The sequence below is a fragment of the Flavobacterium sp. GSA192 genome (genome assembly GCF_006386525.1).
GTDB lineage: Bacteria > Bacteroidota > Bacteroidia > Flavobacteriales > Flavobacteriaceae > Flavobacterium > Flavobacterium commune.
This window is the reverse complement of the sequence record NZ_VAHC01000001.1, coordinates 517,928-539,955: the sequence shown is the minus strand read 5'-3', so window position 1 is coordinate 539,955 and position 22,028 is coordinate 517,928. Positions and strand designations below refer to the sequence as shown.

The window sequence follows — 22,028 nt, the reverse complement described above, 5'->3', positions numbered from 1 at the left end:
GAATTAATTAAAGAAATTCCAAATCAAACCAAAACGAATCGTCATATCACGATACGGATTATTAGGAGCCGAATAATAATTGTTTCCTGTGTAAGCCGCATTAAAGTGTTCGGCTTTTAGATAAACTCTTGTTCTTTGGATTTTAGCGTTAATAAAGAAATCCAGATTAGGATAATTACCTATTTGTTTGTTTTGCTGCACAAAAAACTCTCCAATAACAGGGTTATAATCGTTGGCAAAATAATTCGTAAAATAATTCAAAGTGACTCCTGCCTGAAGAAACAATGCTTTATGAAAGAAATAATTAGTATAGTAAATTGTATTTCTGGTTACAAATTCAGGCACATTTAATACCGCTTGCTGCTGATCGACTTTTTGATACAAAACGGTATTGTTTAAAGCAAATTTCCCAAAAGTCAACTCCTTATTTAATTTAAGAGAAAGGTATTTAATCGTTCCGCCAAATTGGTTAGGTGTAACTATTTGTTGCGATTCATCGACGGCTGTATTTTCAAAATACAAATAATCCGTTAAAGCCGACAACTGTAACGAAGCCTCAAACCAAGGCGTAACAGCACTTCCGCTTAACACATTGATTTTTTCGTTTTTAAAATTATTCGACCAGTTGTAGTTTACATAATTACTTTGGTACAAATTATAATTATCGTTAGGCAACTTACTCAGATTTTGGTATCCAAAAACAAACTGGAAATCGTCATTCAAATCATAATTTAATTTGGCTTCTAAATTAGATATGGACTGAGCTGTAATTGATCTGGAAAGCAAAAATTTCCCATGCCATTTATTTTTCCAATATTCGTATTGTCCCCCAACACTATTGATATTTCGGGATAAAGTTGACGGAACTACACCATCATCATTAATCAATATTCGATTGTAATAAAAATTACTACGATAATCATCTATATAAAACTGAAATTTTCCCAACAAATTATTCTCATACATTACAGCCGCTTTATTATACATCTTATTGTAATGTGTTTGGTCTTTTAAATTGGAAGTCACAATGGCATCACCAAATCGTTTTACAGATTGTGTTCCAACCGCAGAAAGTATTGTTGGCTGAAAATATTCAAAAAACTTATTCTCATAATTCAGCTGGTGTGACACATATAAATTATTATCCCCCTGAGTTGGATTGATTCTAAAACTATGATCGGCAAAAATGCGTTTGGCTTTCAAAAAAGATTCCGCATCGGTCAAATAGACCTGCAAACGCTGTCTGTTTTGAAAATCAGGATCTTCACTTTCAAAATCCTCTATAGTTGTTATTCCTCCATTTTCCTCATTTAAAGCATCCTGACCTGTAAAATGTGCATTCAAATAATAACGTTTACTGGCATTGTTATAACTGGCTGTAAACCTAAAACTACCTATACTGGTTAACTGATTAATATACTTCCCTTCTGAACGCAATCCTTTGTAAGCAATGGATAAATTCAAATTTGGCGAAAGATTCAACGTAAAATAAGAATCGACTGAATGCCCTCTCCCTAAAGTGGATTTAAAAAATAATTCGGTTACAGGAGTCGCAACCGAGCCATATCGAATTTGATTGGCTTCTAAAAAATTGAAATGCTTTGCCTTAAAACCAAATTCAGGATAAGGTGAATTTTGTTCTAAATTATAATAAAGTGTGTTATAAGCTTGTCCTTCATTAGGAAAAGCTAATAATCCAAAAAGATCTCTACGAATAAAATTATGACTGTATTCCTTGTCAATGGTAAGCGAAGTATCTAAATAAGTTGTATCTCTTTCTAAGGTAATAAATCGGTACATATCTATTGACGCAACCTTAGTTGTGTCTTTATCCTTGCTATTTGCCCCTTTTAACCGATCCGAAAAACTCCTTTTAGGTGTATCTTCTCTTGAATCTACTTGAGAAAACAACAATGTAGGCAGAACTAAAAAATATAGAAAAAAGAGAATTCTCATTCGTGAAAAATATATAATTAGGCTTTTATTTTAAAACTAATAACGGAGCAAAGGTAAATGATAAAAACGTATAAAAAAACAACTTAATTGAGCTCGATATCTAAGCAAATAGAAGATTAACGAACAATTATCTTAAAAATTTTATAATCTTTGCCTTCCGAAAATTTTTCTATACCGTTTGTTATTTCAAATCAGTTCAATAATCCCGATAGCTATCGGGAGGACTAGATGAAATATACAACGGCATTATACAGGAACAATTGGATTAAAAAATAATTATAAACGGTATAATATGCTTGCCTCTACTTTTTCAAAATTGATTCTTGAAGCCGGAACCGACGAAGCGGGTCGTGGTTGCCTTGCCGGGCCTGTTACTGCTGCTGCAATAATTCTACCAACAAATTTTAGCAATTCTATTTTAAACGACAGTAAGCAACTTTCTGAAAAAGTTAGAGAAAAATTACGTCCCATAATCGAAGATGAAGCAGTTACTTTTGCTGTAACTCATTTGCTTCCAAATGAAATTGACGAAATCAACATCCTGAACGCTTCGATGAAAGGCATGCAGGAATCCGTTTTGAAATTAAATGTAGTTCCCGAATTTATTATTGTGGATGGCAACAGAAGTCTGAATGCTAAACTGGGTCTAAAAAACACCACTGGAAAACAATTCACCGCTGAAGAAATCGAATTACTAAAATCAATTCCGAATCAAAGTATTGTAAAAGGCGACTCCAAATATTTAAGCATTGCTGCGGCTTCTGTCTTGGCAAAAACCTATCGTGATGAATATATGGACCGAATTCACGAAGAGTTCCCTATGTATAACTGGAAAAAAAACAAAGGCTATCCTACTAAAGAACACCGCGAAGCTATCCGAAAATATGGCACTACAAAATACCACCGAATGAGTTTTAGATTGTTGCCGGAACAACTTGCTTTAGATTTATAGTTTTTTTTTGCCACGAAGACGCAAAGACACTAAGTTTTTTTATCAAAAAGATTCTAAGAAAAAATCTGCTGAAATCCGTTGAATCTGCGTGCCAAAAATTACCGTTAGCGAGAAGATTTATTGAAACTCAGCTTCAAATAAATCTGTAAAATGTTTCAGGATTTTCGCTTTCACTTCTTCCTCATCTACTTTTTCGACACCGAGTTCTACATTTAAAGTAGTCACCGCTTTTCCTCGAATTCCACAAGGAATAATATTATCAAAATAACCCAAATCGGCGTTGACGTTTAGGGCAAATCCGTGCATGGTTACCCAACGCGAAGCGCGCACACCCATAGCACAAATTTTACGGGCAAATGGCGTTCCTACTCCAAGCCAAACTCCTGTTTCCCCATCGCTGCGTCCGGACTCTATTCCATATTCAGCCAAAGTCAGAATAATAGCTTCTTCCAGAAAACGCAGGTATTTATGAATATCAGTAAAGAAATTTTCTAAGTCCAGAATAGGATAACCTACAATTTGTCCCGGGCCATGATAGGTAATATCACCACCACGATTGATTTTGTAAAAAGTAGCTCCTTTGGCTTCCAGTTGTTTTTCGGATAACAATAAATTTTCAAAATCACCACTTTTCCCCAAGGTATATACATGCGGATGCTCCACAAAAAGGAAATAATTAGGCGTAGGAAGATTAGTTTCCTCTCTGCGGTTTTGAATTTTTAAATCGACAATTCCTTTGAATAATTCTTCCTGATATTCCCAGGTTGATTTATAATCCTTATTGCCTAAATCTTGAAGTTGGATTTTTTTATTCATTAGTCATTGCGAGGAACGAAGCAATCTCACTTTCGTTCATTTATTTGATGAGCTGCAAAAATACAATTAATTATTTTCTTTTGCCACGGAGTCACAAAGTCGAAAAGATTGTTATTTATTGTGCTTAATCTATTGAATTAGCTACCCAAAAGTCCGTTTAAGTATTTTATTAGAAAATATTATTTTCTTTTTTGCTTGATCAAAAAAGAAACAAAAAAATCAAGTCTTACGCTTCCTCGTCGGTCAAATTAGTTTTCGAATGCTAAAAGAAAAGAACTCGCTACGCTCAAACAGCTTTTCTTTTTACGCATTCTTCAAACATTTGACACTCGACTGCGGAAGCTAAGGACGTTTGAATCTCGTAAACAACAAGAATTGATTATTCAAAAACCACATTCAAATTCAGTTTTTCCGGATTTTCGCTATAATCCGTAAAAGGATATTCCACAGTAATGGTTTTTCTGTCGGCACTAAACATGGCATCTGGATTAGAAACTGATTTTACCGCCTTAGGAAAATGGTATTTCAAAGTATATTTTGATGAAGCAAAAATCATTTTAGCCATGCCCATTGAATCAGCCGCTATTTTTTTGATTTGGTCTTTTAAAACTATCACTTTTCGGCTAAAATTTTTCCCATTATAACTAAAGCTTAATTTAGAATTATCAGCGCCAATACTACTCATCATAGCAGCAGGATTACTATTTTTATCTGATTTCCCTTTAAGGTCTTTCAATGCTCCCATACTTTCCATAACACCATCTAAGTCATTGATACTTTTAAACGGAGTGTCCATAGAAAACAATAATTGTTTGGCTTCGGGATTCATTTTAATTTTCATCACAAAGTTTTCCAACTTTTTCAGAGCAGCTTGTTGCTCAGGAGCCAATTTAGCAATACTGTCTTTTTTAGTTTCAAAAATCTGCTTGAACGAAAACGTAGAATCTATTGCCTTAGCATTATTTTTGGCTCCCAATTCGCTTCCTATTTTTTCTCCTGCCATCGCCATAAAACCAGAACCATCAACTTCTATTGCAAAAGTTCCTGAACCATCAGGACGCACTTCAATGTTTTCGGTGAAATTGCAGCTGGTAAGCGTTAGCACTAAAAGAGAAAGACTAAGTAATTTGTATAAATTTATCATGATTTGTTTCATATTTGGGTTAAAATTTCAGGTTTGATGAACGAATTACATCTCAATAGTCAAATTATTAAAAACAATACTTAAAACGGTAAAACAGAAATCAATCCTCTTTTTTCTAAATCTTTAACCATTTCACTTACTGTTTTTACACATAGAAATAATAAATCTTGAACTTCATCTGAATTGTATATCATCTGTGGATGCTGTGTCTTATTTCGATAAAATTTTCGAAGAGAATTTAAATTTATCATTAATTCTTCGTTTAGTTTAGGATTTAGTTTTCCACTTGCATTTGATTTTTCAATTTCATCATAAAAATTCCACCAAGTCTGACTTTCAGTAGCTACGACACCTAATAATTTTTGATAATAAAACTTTAATGTATCCTCAGTACCTCTTAAAGTATGAAAAGCACAAGCTGTATACCTATTAAACAAAAGACATTTGCCTGCTTCATCAAAGTCATAAAATGCAATATCTGGTAATAAATAAAAAACATCATTAGCAAACAACTTAAACATTTCATTTTCAAGAATTTCTTGTGAAATTCTTTTATCGTTTTGAAGATAATAAGCAGATATAATATTTAATTCTGCATCAAGAGTTTTGTCTGTATTCCTTATCTTATTTGTTATTGCATTGTGGATTTCTTTAGGAGTTATCTCTGTTTTTTTTCTACCTCTATTTAATTTAGAAAGTTTATCAATATCCTCATCTATTCCCTGAAGCTTAAGACTTGACTTTGTAACTTTTAATTTAAGCCCATCAATAAATTTTAAATATTCATTAATTTTTTGAAAAAAATCCTCAATTGTATCATCTTGACTTCCATTTAATAATATATGATAATTATATCCAAAAGAGTAATATTGGTATATTTCGACTTTATTCATAAATTCTTTCTGTATATTTTATTTTTTTTTTGTACAAATACTAAACAAGTACAATTCTATACAACTTTTCTGGATTTACAAAATCCTATTTTAAAATTTCTTTCTTAAATCTAAAATATAATAATTCTAACCTAGAGCCCCGATAGCAGTGAAAATCCTATTGTGCCAGTGTTTGGCACAATAGATTGAAACGAATAGCGGGACAAATCATGATTAAAAACGGGAATTTTCTGCTCCTAAAAATTCTAAAACCTGCTTTCTAAAATCTGCAATCAATTTGTTATCTTTGCGGTCTTAAAAATCAGACTATAATGGCATTATCAGAACAAGAAATCATCCGAAGAGAAAAACTTCAATCTTTACGCAACCTGGGAATCAACCCTTATCCTGCGAATCTTTTTCCTGTAAATCATACTTCGAAGCAGATTAAGGAAGCATTTGAAGAAGGAAAGAAGGTTATTGTTGCCGGGCGTTTAATGAGTGTGAGAGATCAAGGAAAAGCTTGTTTTGCCGAATTACAGGATAGCGAAGGACGTATTCAATTGTACGTGAATCGCGATGTTTTGTGTGAAGGTGATGATAAAACATTGTACAACCAAGTATTCAAAAAATTAACCGATTTAGGTGATTTTATTGGCATTGAAGGTGAATTGTTTACGACACAGGTTGGTGCGAAATGTATTCGTGTAAGCGGATTTACTTTCTTGAGTAAAACTTTGCGTCCGCTGCCGTTACCAAAAGTGGATGAAGACGGAAAAGTACATGATGCCTTTAACGATGCCGAATTGCGTTACCGTATGCGTTATGTGGATTTAACAGTGAACCAAAACGTAAAAGATACTTTTATCAAAAGAACGAAATTGTTCAACGCCATGCGTGGATTCTTTAATGACGCCGGGTATCTTGAAGTAGAAACTCCGGTTTTGCAAGCAATTCCGGGTGGTGCTGCAGCGCGTCCGTTTATCACGCATCATAACTCATTAGATATTCCGTTGTATATGCGTATTGCGAATGAGTTGTATTTAAAAAGATTGATTGTAGGTGGATTTGATGGAGTATATGAGTTTTCGAAAAACTTCCGTAACGAAGGAATGGACAGAACCCACAACCCGGAATTTACCGCTATGGAAATATATGTAGCCTACAAAGACTACAACTGGATGATGGAATTTACCGAGAAATTGTTAGAGCATTGCGCTATTGGCGTGAATGGTACCAGCGAAGCTACTTTTGGCGAACACCAAATTAGTTTCAAAGCGCCTTATGCCCGCGTAACGATGACAGATTCTATCAAACATTTTACAGGTTTTGATATTTCCGGTAAAAGTGAAGCCGAATTGTACGAAGCTGCTAAAGGCATGGGAATTGAGGTTGACGAAACCATGGGTAAAGGAAAACTGATTGATGAAATTTTTGGAGCTAAATGTGAAGGAAATTATATTCAGCCTACATTCATTACCGATTATCCAAAAGAAATGTCACCATTGTGTAAAGAACACCGCGACAATCCTGAATTGACAGAGCGTTTTGAATTGATGGTTTGTGGAAAAGAAGTTGCAAATGCATATTCAGAATTAAATGACCCAATTGACCAAAGAGAGCGTTTTGAAGACCAAATGCGTTTAGCTGCCAAAGGTGATGATGAAGCTAATGGAATTATCGATGAAGATTTCTTAAGAGCATTAGAATACGGAATGCCTCCTACATCTGGTTTAGGAATTGGAATGGATCGTTTGATGATGTTCTTGACGAATAATGCTTCTATCCAAGAAGTATTATTGTTCCCGCAAATGAGACCTGAGAAAAAACAAACTATTGAATTATCTGATGAAGAAAAATTCATAGTAGATTTATTGAAAAAGAGCGAAAATAAAATGGATCTGACGCAATTAAAAATTACTGCAAATTTAAGCGGTAAAAAATGGGATGCGTCTATGAAAAACTTATCTAAACACGGTTTGACTAAAGTAGCCGTTGACGGCGAAAGTAAAGTGGTGGAATTAGTGGGATAATTTTTTTATTCGAATAATATTCAAACCCGTCTCGTTTTTTAGAACAAGACGGGTTTTGTGTTTTAAACCAACAAAGCAGCTTTGTTATCAATATCATTTTGAGTAAGTAGTGATTCAATATTACTAAAAGTTACTAAAGCGATCTGCGTCAACGCTTCATTGGTAAAAAAAGCCTGATGGGCTGTAACCAGAACATTCGGGAAGCTCATTAAACGCTGAATAGCATCGTCCTGAATAATATCTTCCGACAGATCTCTGAAAAAAAGTTTTTCTTCCTGTTCGTAAACATCAATTCCTAAATAACCTATTTTTCCTTTTTTCAATGCTTCAATCACATCCAAAGTTTGAATTAAAGCTCCACGACTGGTATTGATAATCATCACATGCTCTTTCATCATCGAAAGTGATTTTTTATCAATAAGATGTTTTGTTTTTTCATTCAACGGACAATGCAACGAGATAATATCCGATTCTTTAAAAATAGTTTCTAACGGAACAAAAGTTACTCCAGCAGCCTCCATTTCAGGATCGGTAACGATGTCAAAAGCCAGAACTTTGCAACCAAAGCCTGTTACAATCTTGGCAAACGCTTTACCAATATTCCCAGTTCCAATAATCCCAACCGTTTTGCCATGTAAATCGAAACCCAATAATCCGTTTAAAGAAAAATTTTGTTCCCGAACCCGATTGTAGGCCTTATGCGTTTTTCTGTTTAATGTCAAAATCATTGCCATCGCATGTTCAGCAACCGCTTCAGGAGAATAAGCAGGTACGCGACATACTTTTAGATTATATTTTTTGGCAGCTTCTAAATCTACATTATTAAAACCTGCACAACGCAAAGCAATGATTCGCACCTTTCTTTCTGCCAGTTGTTTGATTACCGATGCATTGACGACATCATTTACAAAAACACAAATAACATCAGTATTACTAATTAATTTCGCCGTTTGCTCATTTAATTGAGTGTCAAAAAAATCTAATTCGTAACCATAATCAACATTATACTTTTCAAAGAAAACTTTATCATAAGCTTGGGTTGAGAAAAAAGCAATTCTTGATTTTATTGGTAAAATAGGGTGTTTCATGAGCTGTTTTTAAAGGATTCTTTTTTATTTAAAAGTGTTATTCCAATTTAGGAAATAATATTAAACCATTTATAAAAAAAACAATCTATATAATAAATAGATTACATTTATACTTCTAAACCAAAAATATACTCTATCACAACTGAACCAAAGAATAACCACTATGACCAAAAAATTATTTTACCTACTTGTATTTTTTTTCAGCATACCCACAATCAATTTTGCTCAACAGCTAAACGATTCTATTCAAAAAACAAAAACTACTCCACCAGAGATTGAAAAAGTTTACCTCCATACTGACAATAATTATTACACGGTTGGAGAATCATTATGGTACAAAGCCTATTCAGTCTATGCTTACACCAATCAACTTTTTGATCATAGCAAAATACTCTATGTAGAACTCATTTCACCAGAATCTAAAATAATCAGTCGTAATATAACCAACCTTGAAGGCGGTCTTGGTCATGGGGATTTTGTATTGGCGGATTCTCTTGGTGTAAAACCAGGGACCTACCAGTTAAGAGCTTACACTAACTGGATGCGGAATTATGGAGATGATTTTGTTTTCAAAAAAGAAATCCAAATTATTACTCCTAACAAAGAGAATGCAATCCTATCTAAAGAAAACAATAACACAAAAACAATCTCTAAGAGCAAAAAAGACAATTCAAAAGTTGAAAACACAGCAGCAGTACTAGTCGTTTTTTTCCCCGAAGGCGGCTCTCTTGTAGAAGATGTAATTAGTAATGTAGCCTTCAAAGCAACGGATTCCTACGGAAATCCAATTGAAATAAAAGGGACTATTTTTGATACTAATGATAAACCAATCACTTTATTCAAAAGTATTCATGACGGCATGGGAAAATTTATATTACAACCCGAAAAAAACCAAAAGTACTATGCCAAAGTGACCATTCCTAACAATGAAGAAGTAAAAATAAACTTACCTGAAATTCAAAAAACAGGCTATACATTATCTGTTAATAAAGTTGATGAGAAAAAAATAGTCTCTATTAAAACCAATGCAGCCACGCTGAATCAAAACCCGGATGCTGATTTAACACTTATTTGCACCACAAGAGGCATTACTTATTTTGAAGGAACTCAACCCTTAAAAGACACTAAACTTTCGTTTATATTACCCGAGGAAAATTTCCCGGAAGGTATTGCACAAATCACACTTTATGATAAACTCTCCCGACCACAAAGCGAACGATTAGTTTACATCGAAAAAAATAATGATATTACGGTATCTTTATCAACTGATAAAAAACAATATACTCCAAAAGAAAAAGTAAACCTGAGTGTTTCAGCAAAAGACAAACAAGGAAATCCTTTGATAGCTAACTTTTCAATAGCCGCAACGGACACCAATGGCATAAACGAAAATTTTGACAACACTTTAAATATTTGTTCTTATTTCCTCATGGCTTCAGATATTAAAGGAAAAGTACACAACCCAAATTATTATTTCAACAATTCAAATCCTGCAAGACTAAATCATTTAGATCTTCTTTTATTAACCCAGGGATGGCGTGATTTTGTCTGGAAAAAATTCCCAAATCTCAATAATAATCAAAACTTTAAAGTCGAAAAAGGAATTTCTATTACTGGAAAAGTGGAGAATTTATTTGGCACTACAGCCAAAGAAAATAATCAGGTACAAATGATACTTTTAAACAACAAAGCTACCGCAATGCTAAATGACACTACTGATGTGAATGGAAAATTTGAATTCAATAATATTGTTTTCAAAGGCACCGCTACTATGCTACTCAATACAAAAAATCAAAAAGGAAAAAACAGTGGCGAATTTGTGCTGGACTCTATATACAATCAACCCATAGCAGTCGATTTCAAGGGCTATTATCCTTTAAATTATGAAGAAAATAAAATAACTCAAATCAAAACAAATATTCGTAATAAAAACATTCTTTTTAATATTCCCGAAGAAAACCAATTGAAAGATGTAATTATTACTGCAAAAAAGAAAAAAGATGATACCACTGAAAGTCGCTACGGTTTTGCCGATTTTACTTATGTTCCTGAAGAAAAAGGCCCTCGATCTTCTAATATTTTTATACTGCTGCAAATTGCCATTCCTAATCTAACAGCTACTGCTAATTCCGTTCGTTTTAACCGTTATAATGGCCCACCAATTATTTTAGTTGATGGAATAGAAACGGATATGGATCTTTTGTCTTCTATTTCTACCGATGATATTGCTAAAATTGAAGCCATAAAAGGCCCTGGAGCTGCTGTTTTTGGTTCACAAGGTGCCAATGGAGCCTTAATTATCTATACCAAACTTGGAAAAGGAAGCACTACAAGTAAAAAAGTTTTTCACTCTATAGCCATGCCCATCAATGGATATCAAAATACCCGATTTTTCTACTCTCCTGATTACAGTCAACCAAAGCCATTAGAAAAGGACAAAGCCGATATTCGAAACACCTTATATTGGAATCCTTACGTTCAGCCTGATGAAAAAGGAAGCACCACAATTTCGTATTATAACAATGAAGTTGACACAACTGTAAATATCAATTTAGAAGGAATAACCAATAATGGAATCCCTATTGTAGTAAAAAGCAGTTATCAAATAAAAAAATAAAAATCATAATTTCTTCTTAACAATTAAACTTTAAACAGCACCAGCAGTCTTATTTAAAAAATAAAACCTATTGACTATGAAAAACTTAATCACTGCAGCATTGATCACTATTATTAGCGTATCTTCTTATGCACAAGAAAAACAGCCAAGACCAACGAAACACGATGGCAATCCGATGGAGAAATTCACACCGGAACAGCGCAATCAACTAATGTTGAAAAAAATGACATTAGAGTTGGATTTGAATGATTCCCAACAAAAAGAAATGGGAAAAATTATTGCAGAACAAAGTGCAAAAAGAGAGGCTCATTTGAAAGACAGAAAAGCTAAGACAGAAAAACCAACTTCGGACGAAATTTTCCAAATGAAAAGCAAAATGCTCGATGAACAAATTGCTATGAATGCAAAAATGAAAAAAGTCCTTTCCCCGGATCAATTCAAAAAATGGGGCGAAATGAAAAAACACCACCGTGAAGATTTCAGAAAAAAACACCGCCCTGAAATGAGACAACACGACCGTCATACCATGAAAAAAGGAATGAAGCACAAAGATAGTACTGCGATAAAAAAATAACTGTGTTCAAAACACAAAAAAAGGGATTAACTTTTATAATTAAGTTAATCCCTTTTTCATATTGATATATAAGTCTGTTTATTTTTTGGTATGACCGTTATTTCCTGTTGGTAAATAATACAACCAGCTAAAACCTATCAAAAACAAGATTAAAGAGGCCACAAATGCAGGAATAAGAATCTCTTTATTGTTATCCAAAGCATTATTCAATGAAGCATACAACAACCAAATTTGGATACTCACATTCAATATTAATATAAAAATTAACGACGAAAGGATTGCGTTTAATTTATTAGGATTGGATTGATTCTGACTTCTTCTAAAATTACTCATAGCGATTTATTTTAATAATTTATCCGAGTTTTGCTTGCTGCATTGCTGTTGCTGCTTTAACATATATGTCATTTCCTTTGAAAAACACATCTAAACTTGGCAAAGCTCTAGGCGGAGGTCCTGCAATAACATCACCTGTATTAGCATCAAACGACCCCTCGTGACATGGACAATGAATAATTCCGGTTCCTGGCTTGTAAAAAACAGAACAAGAAAGGTGGGTACATTTCTGTTCGTATGCTTTAAACTCGCCAGTTTCCAGATGAATCAATATATAAGGAATTGTGCTTCCATCGATTACAAAAGCACGTGTTCCTCCTAGCGGAACTTCCTCTTTTTTGCATACAAAATGTTCTCCTTCTACTTCTTCTTTTGGATACATATAAGCTTTAGCGGCAACTAATCCACTACCTACCATCAATCCTCCGGATACTAAAGTTAAGAACTTAGCAAAGTCACGACGACTTACATTAGTAGCTTGTTGTTTTTCAATTGGAAAATCCTTTTTCCAATTTTTATTTAAATTATCTTCTTTTGACATTTTTTTATGTTCTAAAAAGTTTATGTTTCCAATTTCAAGTTTTAGCTTTCAAGTTGAGATACTTCTAACTTCCCACTTCTAACTTCTTAATATATTATCAGTTCTGTACTTCCTTTAGGCATCATGATATTAACCTTAGTATTCACCACTTCTTTTCCAAATATGAAACTATTTACCGGAGTACTATTCGGACGCATTTCCTGGATTTCATCTTTAGTACCGTAGAACAAAGCCCCACTTGGACAAACTGTAGCACACATTGGTTTTTTGCCCACACTGGTTCGATCGTAACACATGGTACATTTCATCATCAAATCGTAATTTTCTTCTTTCTTTGGCACACCAAAAGGACAAGCCATCACACAGTTAGAGCATCCAATACATCTTTCGGTATTGGCAGTGTGAACAATTCCGAATTCATCTTTCGAAATCGCATCAGCCGGACACACATTAGCACATACCGGATCGTCACAATGCATACACACCTGAACTGTAGTTTGCACGGTCGAAGCTCTGTCTACATAATTAACATGTATCATCGAATCCTGACCGTTAGTCTCGCATTCGGCACAAGCCATTTCACAGGCTTTACAGCCAATGCAACGTTGCATATCTACAAAAAACTCTTCATTTTTATTGAAACTGGTATAGTTCATTTTATATCATTTTTTTATAGATTAAATACTAGCGTAAGCCTTTGATTCTTTTGAAGGCGGAGCTATTTCCTTAAGCGGTTCCAAATGACAGGCACAAACTTTAAATTCAGGTATTTTAGAAATTGGATCTAATGTTCCCGGCGTCAATTGGTTTGCTGATTTTTTTCCGGACCAGTGGTACGGAATAAAAACGGTATCCTCCCGAATGGTTTCTACAATATTAGCCGGAAAAATCCCTTCTCCTCTTCGGGTAGAAACCTTAATTAATTCTCTTTGTTTGATTCCGTATTGTTGTGCCAATTTAGGATGAATTTCCAATAATGGCTCCGGAAACTGATCTACTAATTTTCCAATTCTACGGGTTTGTGTTCCACTTAAATATTGTGATACCACGCGACCGGTAGTCAAAATCACCGGATAATCGGCATCAGTTACTTCACCGGGAAGTTTGTATGGCGCCGGATTAAAATGGGCTTTCCCATCAGGCGTTTTAAACTTCCTGTCTTCCCATAAACGCGGTGTTCCGGGATGATCTTCTGTTGGACATGGCCAAAAAACACCCATATTATCTTCTACTTTTTTATAAGTAATTCCATAATAATCGGCTGTTCCTCCTTTTGAAGCAACACGCAATTCATTAAAAATGGCTTCACTGTTTTCATAGGTAAATTTATCTTTCACCCCTAAACGTTTGGCTATTTCCAAGATAATCGAAGTATCTGTTCTGGCATCTCCCGGAGGAGTAACCGCCTGACGAATACGAATTACTCTACCTTCGGCAGAAGTAGTCGTTCCTTCTTCTTCTTCCTGCAAAGAACCTGCTAAAACAATATCGGCATGACGCGCTGTTTCGTTTAAGAAAAAGTCAATACAAACATAATATTCTAACTTTTCCAAAGCTTCTCTAACATAATTACTGTTAGGTAAAGAAACTAGCGGATTGAAACAAATAGACAATAAACCTTTGATTTCCCCTCTGTGAATGGCTTCGATAATTTCGTAAGCCGATAAACCTTTACCCGGTAAATCTTTCTCATTAATTCCCCAAACTTCCGAAATATATTTACGGTGTTCCGGATTTTCTATATCCCTGTTTCCTGGCAATTGATCACATTTGTGACCGTGTTCTCTACCTCCTTGTCCATTTCCTTGTCCGGTAATAGTTGCATAGCCACAATAAGGTTTACCAATTCTTCCCGTTGCCAAGACTAAATTGATACATCCCAAAACATTATCTACACCTTTAGAATGGTGCTCGATTCCGCGGGCATGAAGCAAGAAACTGGTATTGGCTTTTCCCCATAACTCAGCTGCCTGTTGTATTTTTTCTTTCTTAATTCCGGTAATTTCTTCAGCCCATTCCAGCGTATTGTCTTTTACAGCATCTAAAGTTTCCTGAAATCCTGAAGTATGATTATCAATAAAATCATGGTCTAACATATCATGATCGGCCAAATACTTTAACATCGCACCATACAAAGCCGAATCGGTTCCCGGACGCACATCTAAGTGAAGATCAGCTGTTCTGGCCAGCGGAATCATCCTTGGATCGATTACGATTAATTTTGCACCTCTGTCTCTGGCTTTCCAAATCCAATGCGTCAGCGTTGGAAATGTTTCGCTAATATTGGCTCCGGCTACAATAATCACCTCAGCATATTCTAAATCCGAATAGTTGTTAGAACCTCTGTCTAAACCAAATGCTTTTTTATTTCCGGCTCCGGCACTTACCATGCACAAACGTCCGTTATAATCCAGGTTTTTGGTTTTTAAAGCGACTCTGGCAAATTTCCCAACTAAATAACTTTTCTCATTGGTCAATGAAACTCCCGAAAGCATCGAAAAAGCATCATTCCCATAAGTTTCCTGAATACGTTTTATTTCAGAAACCGTTTTTTCCATAGCCACATCCCAGGAAGTAGGTACAAATCCTTGTCCTTCTACCCTTTTCAACGGACTTAAAAGTCGGTCTGGATGATTATTTTGCAAATAACGTTGTACTCCTTTTGGACAAAGACGGCCTTCATTAAAAGGAAATTCCATCCAGGGCTCAAACCCTACTACTTTATTTTCTTTTACAGATAGTTGAATTCCGCATTGCATTCCGCAAAAACAACAATGTGTTTTTACCAATTCATCTGGTTCATCTCTTCCCTCATAGCCTTCCTTTGGACTATAATTTTTATGTGGTCCAAATTGTGCAACAATATGCTCTTCTGAAACAGGTAATTTTGCCATGTTTATATACTTTTATCTTTAAATTATCCAAATAAATTTCCACCAGTCTGTCTTGCTCTCAGGTGTGCTTTCGCCAATCGGGCTCTTTTCCCTTCAGGACTTAAATCAAGGTGCGAACCACCATCTTCCATCGAAAAGTCGAAACCTAATTGTTTAGTCACTATTTTCAAATCGTCAATATGCAATTTGGAAGCAAATTCTTCTCCGGTATGTGGACAAACCGCCATTCCTTTTCTTCTTCCTTCCTTATTATATATGTGTGCACCAATTTGAGCCGGACGCTGAATGATATGGAAAAATTTACCAAACGGAATCCAAATCAAAAACATAATTACCGTAACAGCATGAAGAACAGCCAAAAAGTCGAAAGCAAAACCTTTCATGAATTGGTACGAATAAGTCAATCCCAATCCTGTAACCGAAATAGCTATCAATAAAATGAGCGGCAACAAATCGCCTTCAAAAGACTGAGTTGCAATCAATCCCGGATTAGTCAATCGTCTTCTTAAATAATACAATGAACCAAAAATCACTAAATAAGAAGACCAGTTCAACGCATGAAATGTCAGGAATGCCATGATAGAATCCAATTCAAAATCCATTACCTTGAAACCAAAGAAATGTGCTTCGTAAACCGAAATAGAATTAGGAGCCATCGTAAAGTGAATCCAACCAAATGTAAGCGGAATGGTGATTAAAAAAGCCGATGTACAACCTACAGCAATCATAAAATGCGCTATCCAACGGTATTTTCCCCTTGGATATATAAATTTTTGAAAAGCTATATTTTCGATAGATTCTTTAGAAGCAAACCAAAAATGTGAAAACACCTTTCCTGTAAACAGGAAACAAATTCCTCTTTTGAAATAAATCCACGTAGGTGGTCTTTGCAACCACACCGTATAACGATAAACAATCCCAAAGAAAGCGAATACAGTCCCAAACAAGTAGGTAATTAAAGCTGCATCAAAATTTTGCAATTCTCTTGAACCATAAAACACTAACACAATCATAAATACTGAAAGTAGTGTGGCAATGAGCAATGCTTTTACATTATATGTTCTGTTTTTCATTTTAATTTTAGTATTACACGCTTACAATTACAAATCTATTTTTATCCAAAAATCCAAAGGTTTTTATTCGGGAGTAAAATTAAACAAAAGAAAAACTAAGTGAAACTACTTAAGTATTTTTCTAAAGTACAAAAACACTTAAATATGTTATAATTCATGTACAAATCACTAATTTACAACAATAATTTCAATCGAATGTCATCAAACTATTAATTTTTGATATAAAATTGTAAAAAACGTACTGCTTTATTGAATATCAACTGAGTTCCAATTATTTTTCAAATTAAGTATTCCTTCAGGGCAAACGCACGAGTTTTATTTTTGCCACGAATTACACTAATTAGCACAAATAGTATTGATTCTAAAATAAATTACACAAATTTTTATCTGCCTTTGGTAGATTTGTGGAATATTATAACATCCAAATTAGTGTTATTTCGTGTAACCTGCCTGTCGGCAGACAGGTTCGTGGCTACTTTTTTTATTTCTGGAACTGGTGCGTTTGCCATGAGTATTCCTTCATTTAACTTGGTCTCTCACATCCTTTTCGATTGTAAAACCACCAGTTAACAATTGTAGCTAATATAGTAAAAACAATCAAACCAATAAAGAATTGAGTCACAGTTCCATTGGCAGAAATGTTATTCCCTATTAATTTTGAAAAAATAAAAGGACCAAAAGCGGCAATGGCTGCTGTCCAACCAATAACACCTGCTGCCTGTCTTTGATTTTCTGAAAAGATAATTGGAAACTGTCTAAAAGTTCCGGCATTTCCAATACCTGTAAAAAAGAACATCGCTAAAATTACTCCAACAAATAACGGAAACTGTTCCATGCTTGTTGGTGCTACTAATCCCTGAGTGATTAAAATAACAGCTCCTGCTAAAATTCCAATACCTGTAATAGTTGTCAAGATGGCTCCTCCTACTTTATCAGCAATAAATCCAAAAGCTATTCTGCTGGCAGAACCAATAAGCGGACCATAAAAAGCATACACTAACGGATCCGGAGCGTTTGGAAAATCACCATATAAAAATTTTATCATCAAAGGAAAAGCTGCTGACAAACCGGCAAAAGTTCCAAAAGTCATTAGATAAGTAATTGTACAATACCAGGTATGTTTGTTTTTAAAAATATCCATCTGCTCTTTTACTGAAGCCTGCATTGGGATACTTTTTAAAAAGAACCAACTCATACATGCCAAAACTAAGAGAAAACCAATATACCAAAATGCAGCAGATTGAATATAGATACTGCTTTTATTTACCGCCTCATTTTTGGGGCTTATTTTGTTTAATATTTTTTCAGCTAACTTAGGATTTGCATTAGCTATGGCTTTCGATTTGACTTCCAAAGGCAAAGCTGCAAAAACTACTGTATTATCTGCTGATTTTACGGCAGTTGTTACTGAATCTAAAAGCGGTTTCTTTACAGTAGCCAAAATTATATTTTGCGTTTTAACGTCCAAAGCGGCAAAAACTTCTTTTTGCTTTTCAATTGTTGAGTCTGTTAAAACATTTTGTGTTTCTTTGGCATCGATACTTGTAAATACCGAAGTGGTCCCGTAAATACTAACACTCAAAATAATCGGAGTAATAAACTGAGCTAAAGAAACCCCAAAATTCCCAATACCCGCTTGGATTCCCAACGCTGTTCCTTTTAATCTTTTTGGAAAAAACAAACTTGTGCTAGGCATAAAAGATGAAAAATCTCCGCCACCAAAACCAGTGGTAATAGCCAAAAGAACAAATACCCAAAATGGAGTAGAGGTATCCATCACTGCAAACCCGATTCCAATTGCTGGAATTAATTTGAGTAAAGTTGCCACAGTCACTACATGCCTTGTTCCGAAAATAGGCAGAATAAAGGTGTGTATAATTCGTAAAAAACCCGCAGCTAATCCCGGAATAGCCACCAACCAAAAAAGCTGATCTTTAGAAAATGAAAAACCAAGTCCAGGAAGTTTCACCGCAATGACACTCATCATAAACCAGGAAGCAAATGATAAGATTAATGAAAGAGTGGTTACTGTTAATGTTTTCCAGGCAATTTTACTACCTGTTGCCGCCCAGAATGCTTCATCCTCAGGCTCCCACTTGGTCAACCACGTATTACTTTTATTGGTTTGCGTTTCGTTAGATACATTTTCAGGCTCTGATCCTATTTTTTTTAAGTAAGTATCCATAATATTATTTTTTAAAATTATTCTATTTTATTGGTTGCGCTCAATTCCTTTGGTAAACTGAGGCATCTTTTCTCTCATAATGTTAATAATGGTTCGGTGCATCCATAATAAACAGCCCACAGAAATCAGGAAAATAAATATCCAGGAACTCGTCCATAAGCCAGTTGCATTCAATAAGTATCCGAATAATATTGGCCCTATAAATCCGCCTAAACCACCTATTAAACCCACCATTCCTCCTACAACTCCCACCTCGTTAGGGAAATATTCCGGAATGTGTTTGAAAACGGCTGCCTTTCCAATTCCCCATGAAATCCCGATTAAAACTACCAATACCAAATAAATCCACATATTGGCATTAAATTTTATTTGGGTGATTCCTTCTGCCAAAAGTTCTTTCTTTTTGACTTCCTGATTTTGTTGTACTACAATTTCCTGCCATGAATTTCGAACAGGCAAAATATCCGAATCAGATGAACTAATTGTTGATTTTGCATTAACATTGTAAGTTCTTTCTCCTACTTTAATTTCAGAGGCTGATACTTGGGTAACCACTCCATTATTAGTTGCTAAAACTCCGGGACCCGATGTAAAAACTTCCATTTTAGGAAACATCAATAAAAAACTAATGGCAATTGAAGAACCTAAAACCCAATACATAACTGCTCTTGCTCCATATTTATCAGACAAATAACCCCCAAAAGCCCTGATTACACCGGATGGCAAACTAAATAAAGTGGCAAACATTCCTCCCATTACTAAGGTTGTGTGATACACATTCATAAAATTAGGTAACAACCATTGTGAGTAAGCAACGAAACATCCAAAGACTAAGAAATAATAAGCCCCAAATCGCCAAACACGGACATTTTTTAAAGGAGCTAATAATTCGGATGTTGATCTGGCCACTGTTGCTGCTTTTTTATTTTTAGCAAAAAACACAAACAATAATCCAATTGCTACCAATACCACTCCGTAAATTACAGGAAGCATTTTCCAGCCGTTCTCCGTATCTGTTTCGGATAAAAAATTGAGTAAGCTTGGCGCAAAAAAAGTAGTGACGGCAGCACCGGCATTTCCCATTCCGAAAATTCCTAAGGCTCTTCCCTGCCATTCTTTAGGATACCAAACTGAAGTATATCCTACTCCAACAGCAAAACTGGTTCCTACCAATCCAAACAAAAAACTTAATACTGCAAATTCCCAAAATGAACCGGCAAAAGGCAATAAAAACAATGGAATAGAACAAAGTAACAACAATGTAGAGAATACTTTTTTTCCTCCGTATTTATCGGTTAAAATTCCTATTGGTAAACGAAAAACAGCTCCCGATAAAATAGGCAATCCTAACAACCATCCTACCTCAACAACTGACCAATTGAAAATTCCTCTATCTACTAAAAAAGTAACTAAAACACCATTTAAAGTCCAACAGGCAAAACTGATTGTAAATGCCAGTGTATTCAAAAATAAAATACGATGTGACTGTGATAAATTGCTCATAAATTCCCTAAATCAATTATGATGTAAAGATATAATAGTCCTTTATCTATAAATATGATAAATATCAGCAAGTTTTATATTCTTACTAAATTCAAATATAATTTATTTTTTAATACAAAAAACCTCCATTAAATGCCCGAGAGCTTCTAAATAGAGGTTAAAAAAAAACGAATTAATAGACTTTATTTTAATGAAAAGATTTTTGGATTTATAGAAACCATAACCCACGCCCAATTGTTAGTATTTGCAGCATTAGTTACATTTTTAAGTCTTTCTAAAGTTTCGGAAGCAAACATCTGAGAATATCCGGCTGAAACCTGAATATCTTTTTGAACAGCGTAGCCCAAGGTAAAATCAAGCTCTGTTCCTAAATAGCTTTCCTTTTTTTGATTGGAAGCATCCAAAACCGTATTGGGCGCATTGAAAATATGTGGTGTTAACGAAAATTGCCATTTTTTGGAAGCATAATTTAATTTCAAATAAGCATCCTGCAATCCCACACTATTTTGATGATTCCCAACATAGAAATAATCCATAAAACCATTAAAAGCGTGATTGGTTCCAAAAATAGGACTGAACGATTTAATTGCTAAACTGCTATCATTTTGATCTTTCCCTGATAAAAATTCATATCCCAAAGTTGCTTTAAAAGCATCAGTCAAGGCATAACCTACATTGGCTCCTGCATACCAGGCACTGACATTCTTATCGGTACTTTTTCCTGTTTGTCCGTACAAACCTAAATTGCTATCCCATTTTTTATCTTTAAAAACAAGATAAGTTCCAAAAGTTTGTTTGTAATCGACTTCTAAATTCCCAACCGATTTTTCAAATTCATAACCCGTATTCAACAATAAAAAACTGCTACTTATTTTACCAAATTGCGTATGATACCAGGCATATTGCATCGATTTATAATTAGTGGTATAAGGCGTTTTAGGAGCAACCAAATTTTCAGCATTGGCATTCATAGCGAAACCTAAATCCAGTTGATGTTTTTCCTTATGGAAAGAAAACAAGGCGGCATCATGGCTTTGTCCTTGTTGCAACCAATCGATTTCTCCAAAAATACGCTGATTGTCATAGGAAATCACCTGACGACCAAAACGAGCAGACCAATTGGGACTAAATTCATATTGTGCCCAGGCTTCAAAAACAGCTACTCCATTTTTATCCGCTGTGGTTGTGGTAGCAACATCGCCCCAGCTTCGGATGTTCTGTAAAGTCAGTTTGACTTTTAATTTTTCTTGTTTAAAATTCAAATTCAATCGGGAACGCTGTGAGACAAATGAAGTCGCATCTTCTCCGTTTGACATCGGGCTTTTAAAACCGTTTCGGTATTCGTAACGAGGTCTTATTTGTAAATTGGCATCCAATTCCTGTGCATAAGTTCCCAGACTTAGTATTCCTGTTAATGCCAGGCCAATTATTTTTAGTGCTTTCATCG

Annotated in this window: 17 protein-coding genes; 4 read left to right on the top strand and 13 right to left on the bottom strand. The window is 34.7% G+C overall.

The genetic code is table 11. The features are described 5' to 3' along the window. Positions 1-3 precede the first annotated feature (3 nt). Positions 4-1,956: a putative porin gene (locus FDM27_RS02275; protein ID WP_140485023.1), complete on the bottom strand. Its 1,953-nt coding sequence runs from the start codon at positions 1,954-1,956 to the stop codon at positions 4-6. Between the two features lie 292 nt (positions 1,957-2,248). On the opposite strand from FDM27_RS02275, the gene FDM27_RS02270 reads away from it, so the two are divergent. Continuing rightward, on the top strand, positions 2,249-2,908 hold the full coding sequence (locus FDM27_RS02270) for a ribonuclease HII (RefSeq protein ID WP_140485022.1): 660 nt from the start codon (positions 2,249-2,251) through the stop codon (positions 2,906-2,908). Positions 2,909-3,025: 117 nt separating this feature from the next. Here the strand turns inward: FDM27_RS02270 and lipB are convergent, their stop codons facing one another. From lipB to FDM27_RS02255, 3 genes are all read right to left on the bottom strand, one after another. After that, positions 3,026-3,724, bottom strand: a complete 699-nt coding sequence (gene lipB / locus FDM27_RS02265; protein WP_140485021.1) for a lipoyl(octanoyl) transferase LipB — start codon at positions 3,722-3,724, stop codon at positions 3,026-3,028. Positions 3,725-4,103: 379 nt separating this feature from the next. Next, complete coding sequence (locus FDM27_RS02260) at positions 4,104-4,868, bottom strand: hypothetical protein (RefSeq protein ID WP_255510444.1); 765 nt, start codon at positions 4,866-4,868, stop codon at positions 4,104-4,106. Between the two features lie 80 nt (positions 4,869-4,948). Further along, positions 4,949-5,761 carry a hypothetical protein gene (locus tag FDM27_RS02255; protein ID WP_140485020.1) on the bottom strand — a complete coding sequence of 271 codons (813 nt, stop codon included), beginning with the start codon at positions 5,759-5,761 and terminating at the stop codon, positions 4,949-4,951. A 311-nt stretch (positions 5,762-6,072) separates the two neighbouring features. Here FDM27_RS02255 and lysS point away from each other — a divergent pair, with 311 nt between their 5' ends. Beyond that, positions 6,073-7,773 (top strand): lysine--tRNA ligase, encoded by a 1,701-nt coding sequence (gene lysS, locus FDM27_RS02250; RefSeq protein WP_140485019.1) that lies wholly within the window; start codon positions 6,073-6,075, stop codon positions 7,771-7,773. Positions 7,774-7,835: 62 nt separating this feature from the next. Here lysS and FDM27_RS02245 read toward each other — a convergent pair whose 3' ends face one another. After that, positions 7,836-8,861 (bottom strand): 2-hydroxyacid dehydrogenase, encoded by a 1,026-nt coding sequence (locus FDM27_RS02245; RefSeq protein WP_140485018.1) that lies wholly within the window; start codon positions 8,859-8,861, stop codon positions 7,836-7,838. A 163-nt stretch (positions 8,862-9,024) separates the two neighbouring features. Between FDM27_RS02245 and FDM27_RS02240 the strand changes: the two genes are divergently transcribed. Both FDM27_RS02240 and FDM27_RS02235 read left to right on the top strand, forming a co-directional pair. Beyond that, a complete protein-coding gene (locus tag FDM27_RS02240) occupies positions 9,025-11,478 on the top strand; it encodes a TonB-dependent receptor (RefSeq protein ID WP_140485017.1) in 2,454 nt (817 codons plus the stop codon). Positions 11,479-11,554: 76 nt separating this feature from the next. Then, positions 11,555-12,052, top strand: coding sequence for a hypothetical protein (locus FDM27_RS02235; protein ID WP_140485016.1), 498 nt, complete (start codon positions 11,555-11,557; stop codon positions 12,050-12,052). A gap of 78 nt (positions 12,053-12,130) precedes the next feature. Here the strand turns inward: FDM27_RS02235 and FDM27_RS02230 are convergent, their stop codons facing one another. The 8 genes from FDM27_RS02230 to FDM27_RS02195 all read right to left on the bottom strand — a co-directional run bounded on the left by FDM27_RS02230 (position 12,131) and on the right by FDM27_RS02195 (position 22,026). Then, positions 12,131-12,385, bottom strand: a complete 255-nt coding sequence (locus tag FDM27_RS02230; protein ID WP_071185128.1) for a DUF6755 family protein — start codon at positions 12,383-12,385, stop codon at positions 12,131-12,133. 19 nt (positions 12,386-12,404) lie between these two features. Beyond that, a complete protein-coding gene (locus FDM27_RS02225; RefSeq protein WP_071185127.1) occupies positions 12,405-12,926 on the bottom strand; it encodes a Rieske (2Fe-2S) protein in 522 nt (173 codons plus the stop codon). Positions 12,927-13,012: 86 nt separating this feature from the next. After that, on the bottom strand, positions 13,013-13,582 hold the full coding sequence (locus tag FDM27_RS02220) for a 4Fe-4S dicluster domain-containing protein (RefSeq protein WP_140485015.1): 570 nt from the start codon (positions 13,580-13,582) through the stop codon (positions 13,013-13,015). 21 nt (positions 13,583-13,603) lie between these two features. Next, positions 13,604-15,820 (bottom strand): molybdopterin oxidoreductase family protein, encoded by a 2,217-nt coding sequence (locus tag FDM27_RS02215; RefSeq protein ID WP_140485014.1) that lies wholly within the window; start codon positions 15,818-15,820, stop codon positions 13,604-13,606. A gap of 23 nt (positions 15,821-15,843) precedes the next feature. Next, positions 15,844-16,893 carry an MFS transporter gene (locus FDM27_RS02210; protein ID WP_140485013.1) on the bottom strand — a complete coding sequence of 350 codons (1,050 nt, stop codon included), beginning with the start codon at positions 16,891-16,893 and terminating at the stop codon, positions 15,844-15,846. A 523-nt stretch (positions 16,894-17,416) separates the two neighbouring features. Continuing rightward, entirely contained in the window at positions 17,417-19,078 is a 1,662-nt protein-coding gene (locus FDM27_RS02205) for an MFS transporter (RefSeq protein WP_255510442.1), read from the bottom strand. 27 nt (positions 19,079-19,105) lie between these two features. After that, entirely contained in the window at positions 19,106-20,581 is a 1,476-nt protein-coding gene (locus tag FDM27_RS02200) for an MFS transporter (RefSeq protein ID WP_140485012.1), read from the bottom strand. A gap of 182 nt (positions 20,582-20,763) precedes the next feature. Then, entirely contained in the window at positions 20,764-22,026 is a 1,263-nt protein-coding gene (locus tag FDM27_RS02195; protein WP_140485011.1) for an alginate export family protein, read from the bottom strand. Between the last annotated feature and the right edge of the window lie 2 nt (positions 22,027-22,028).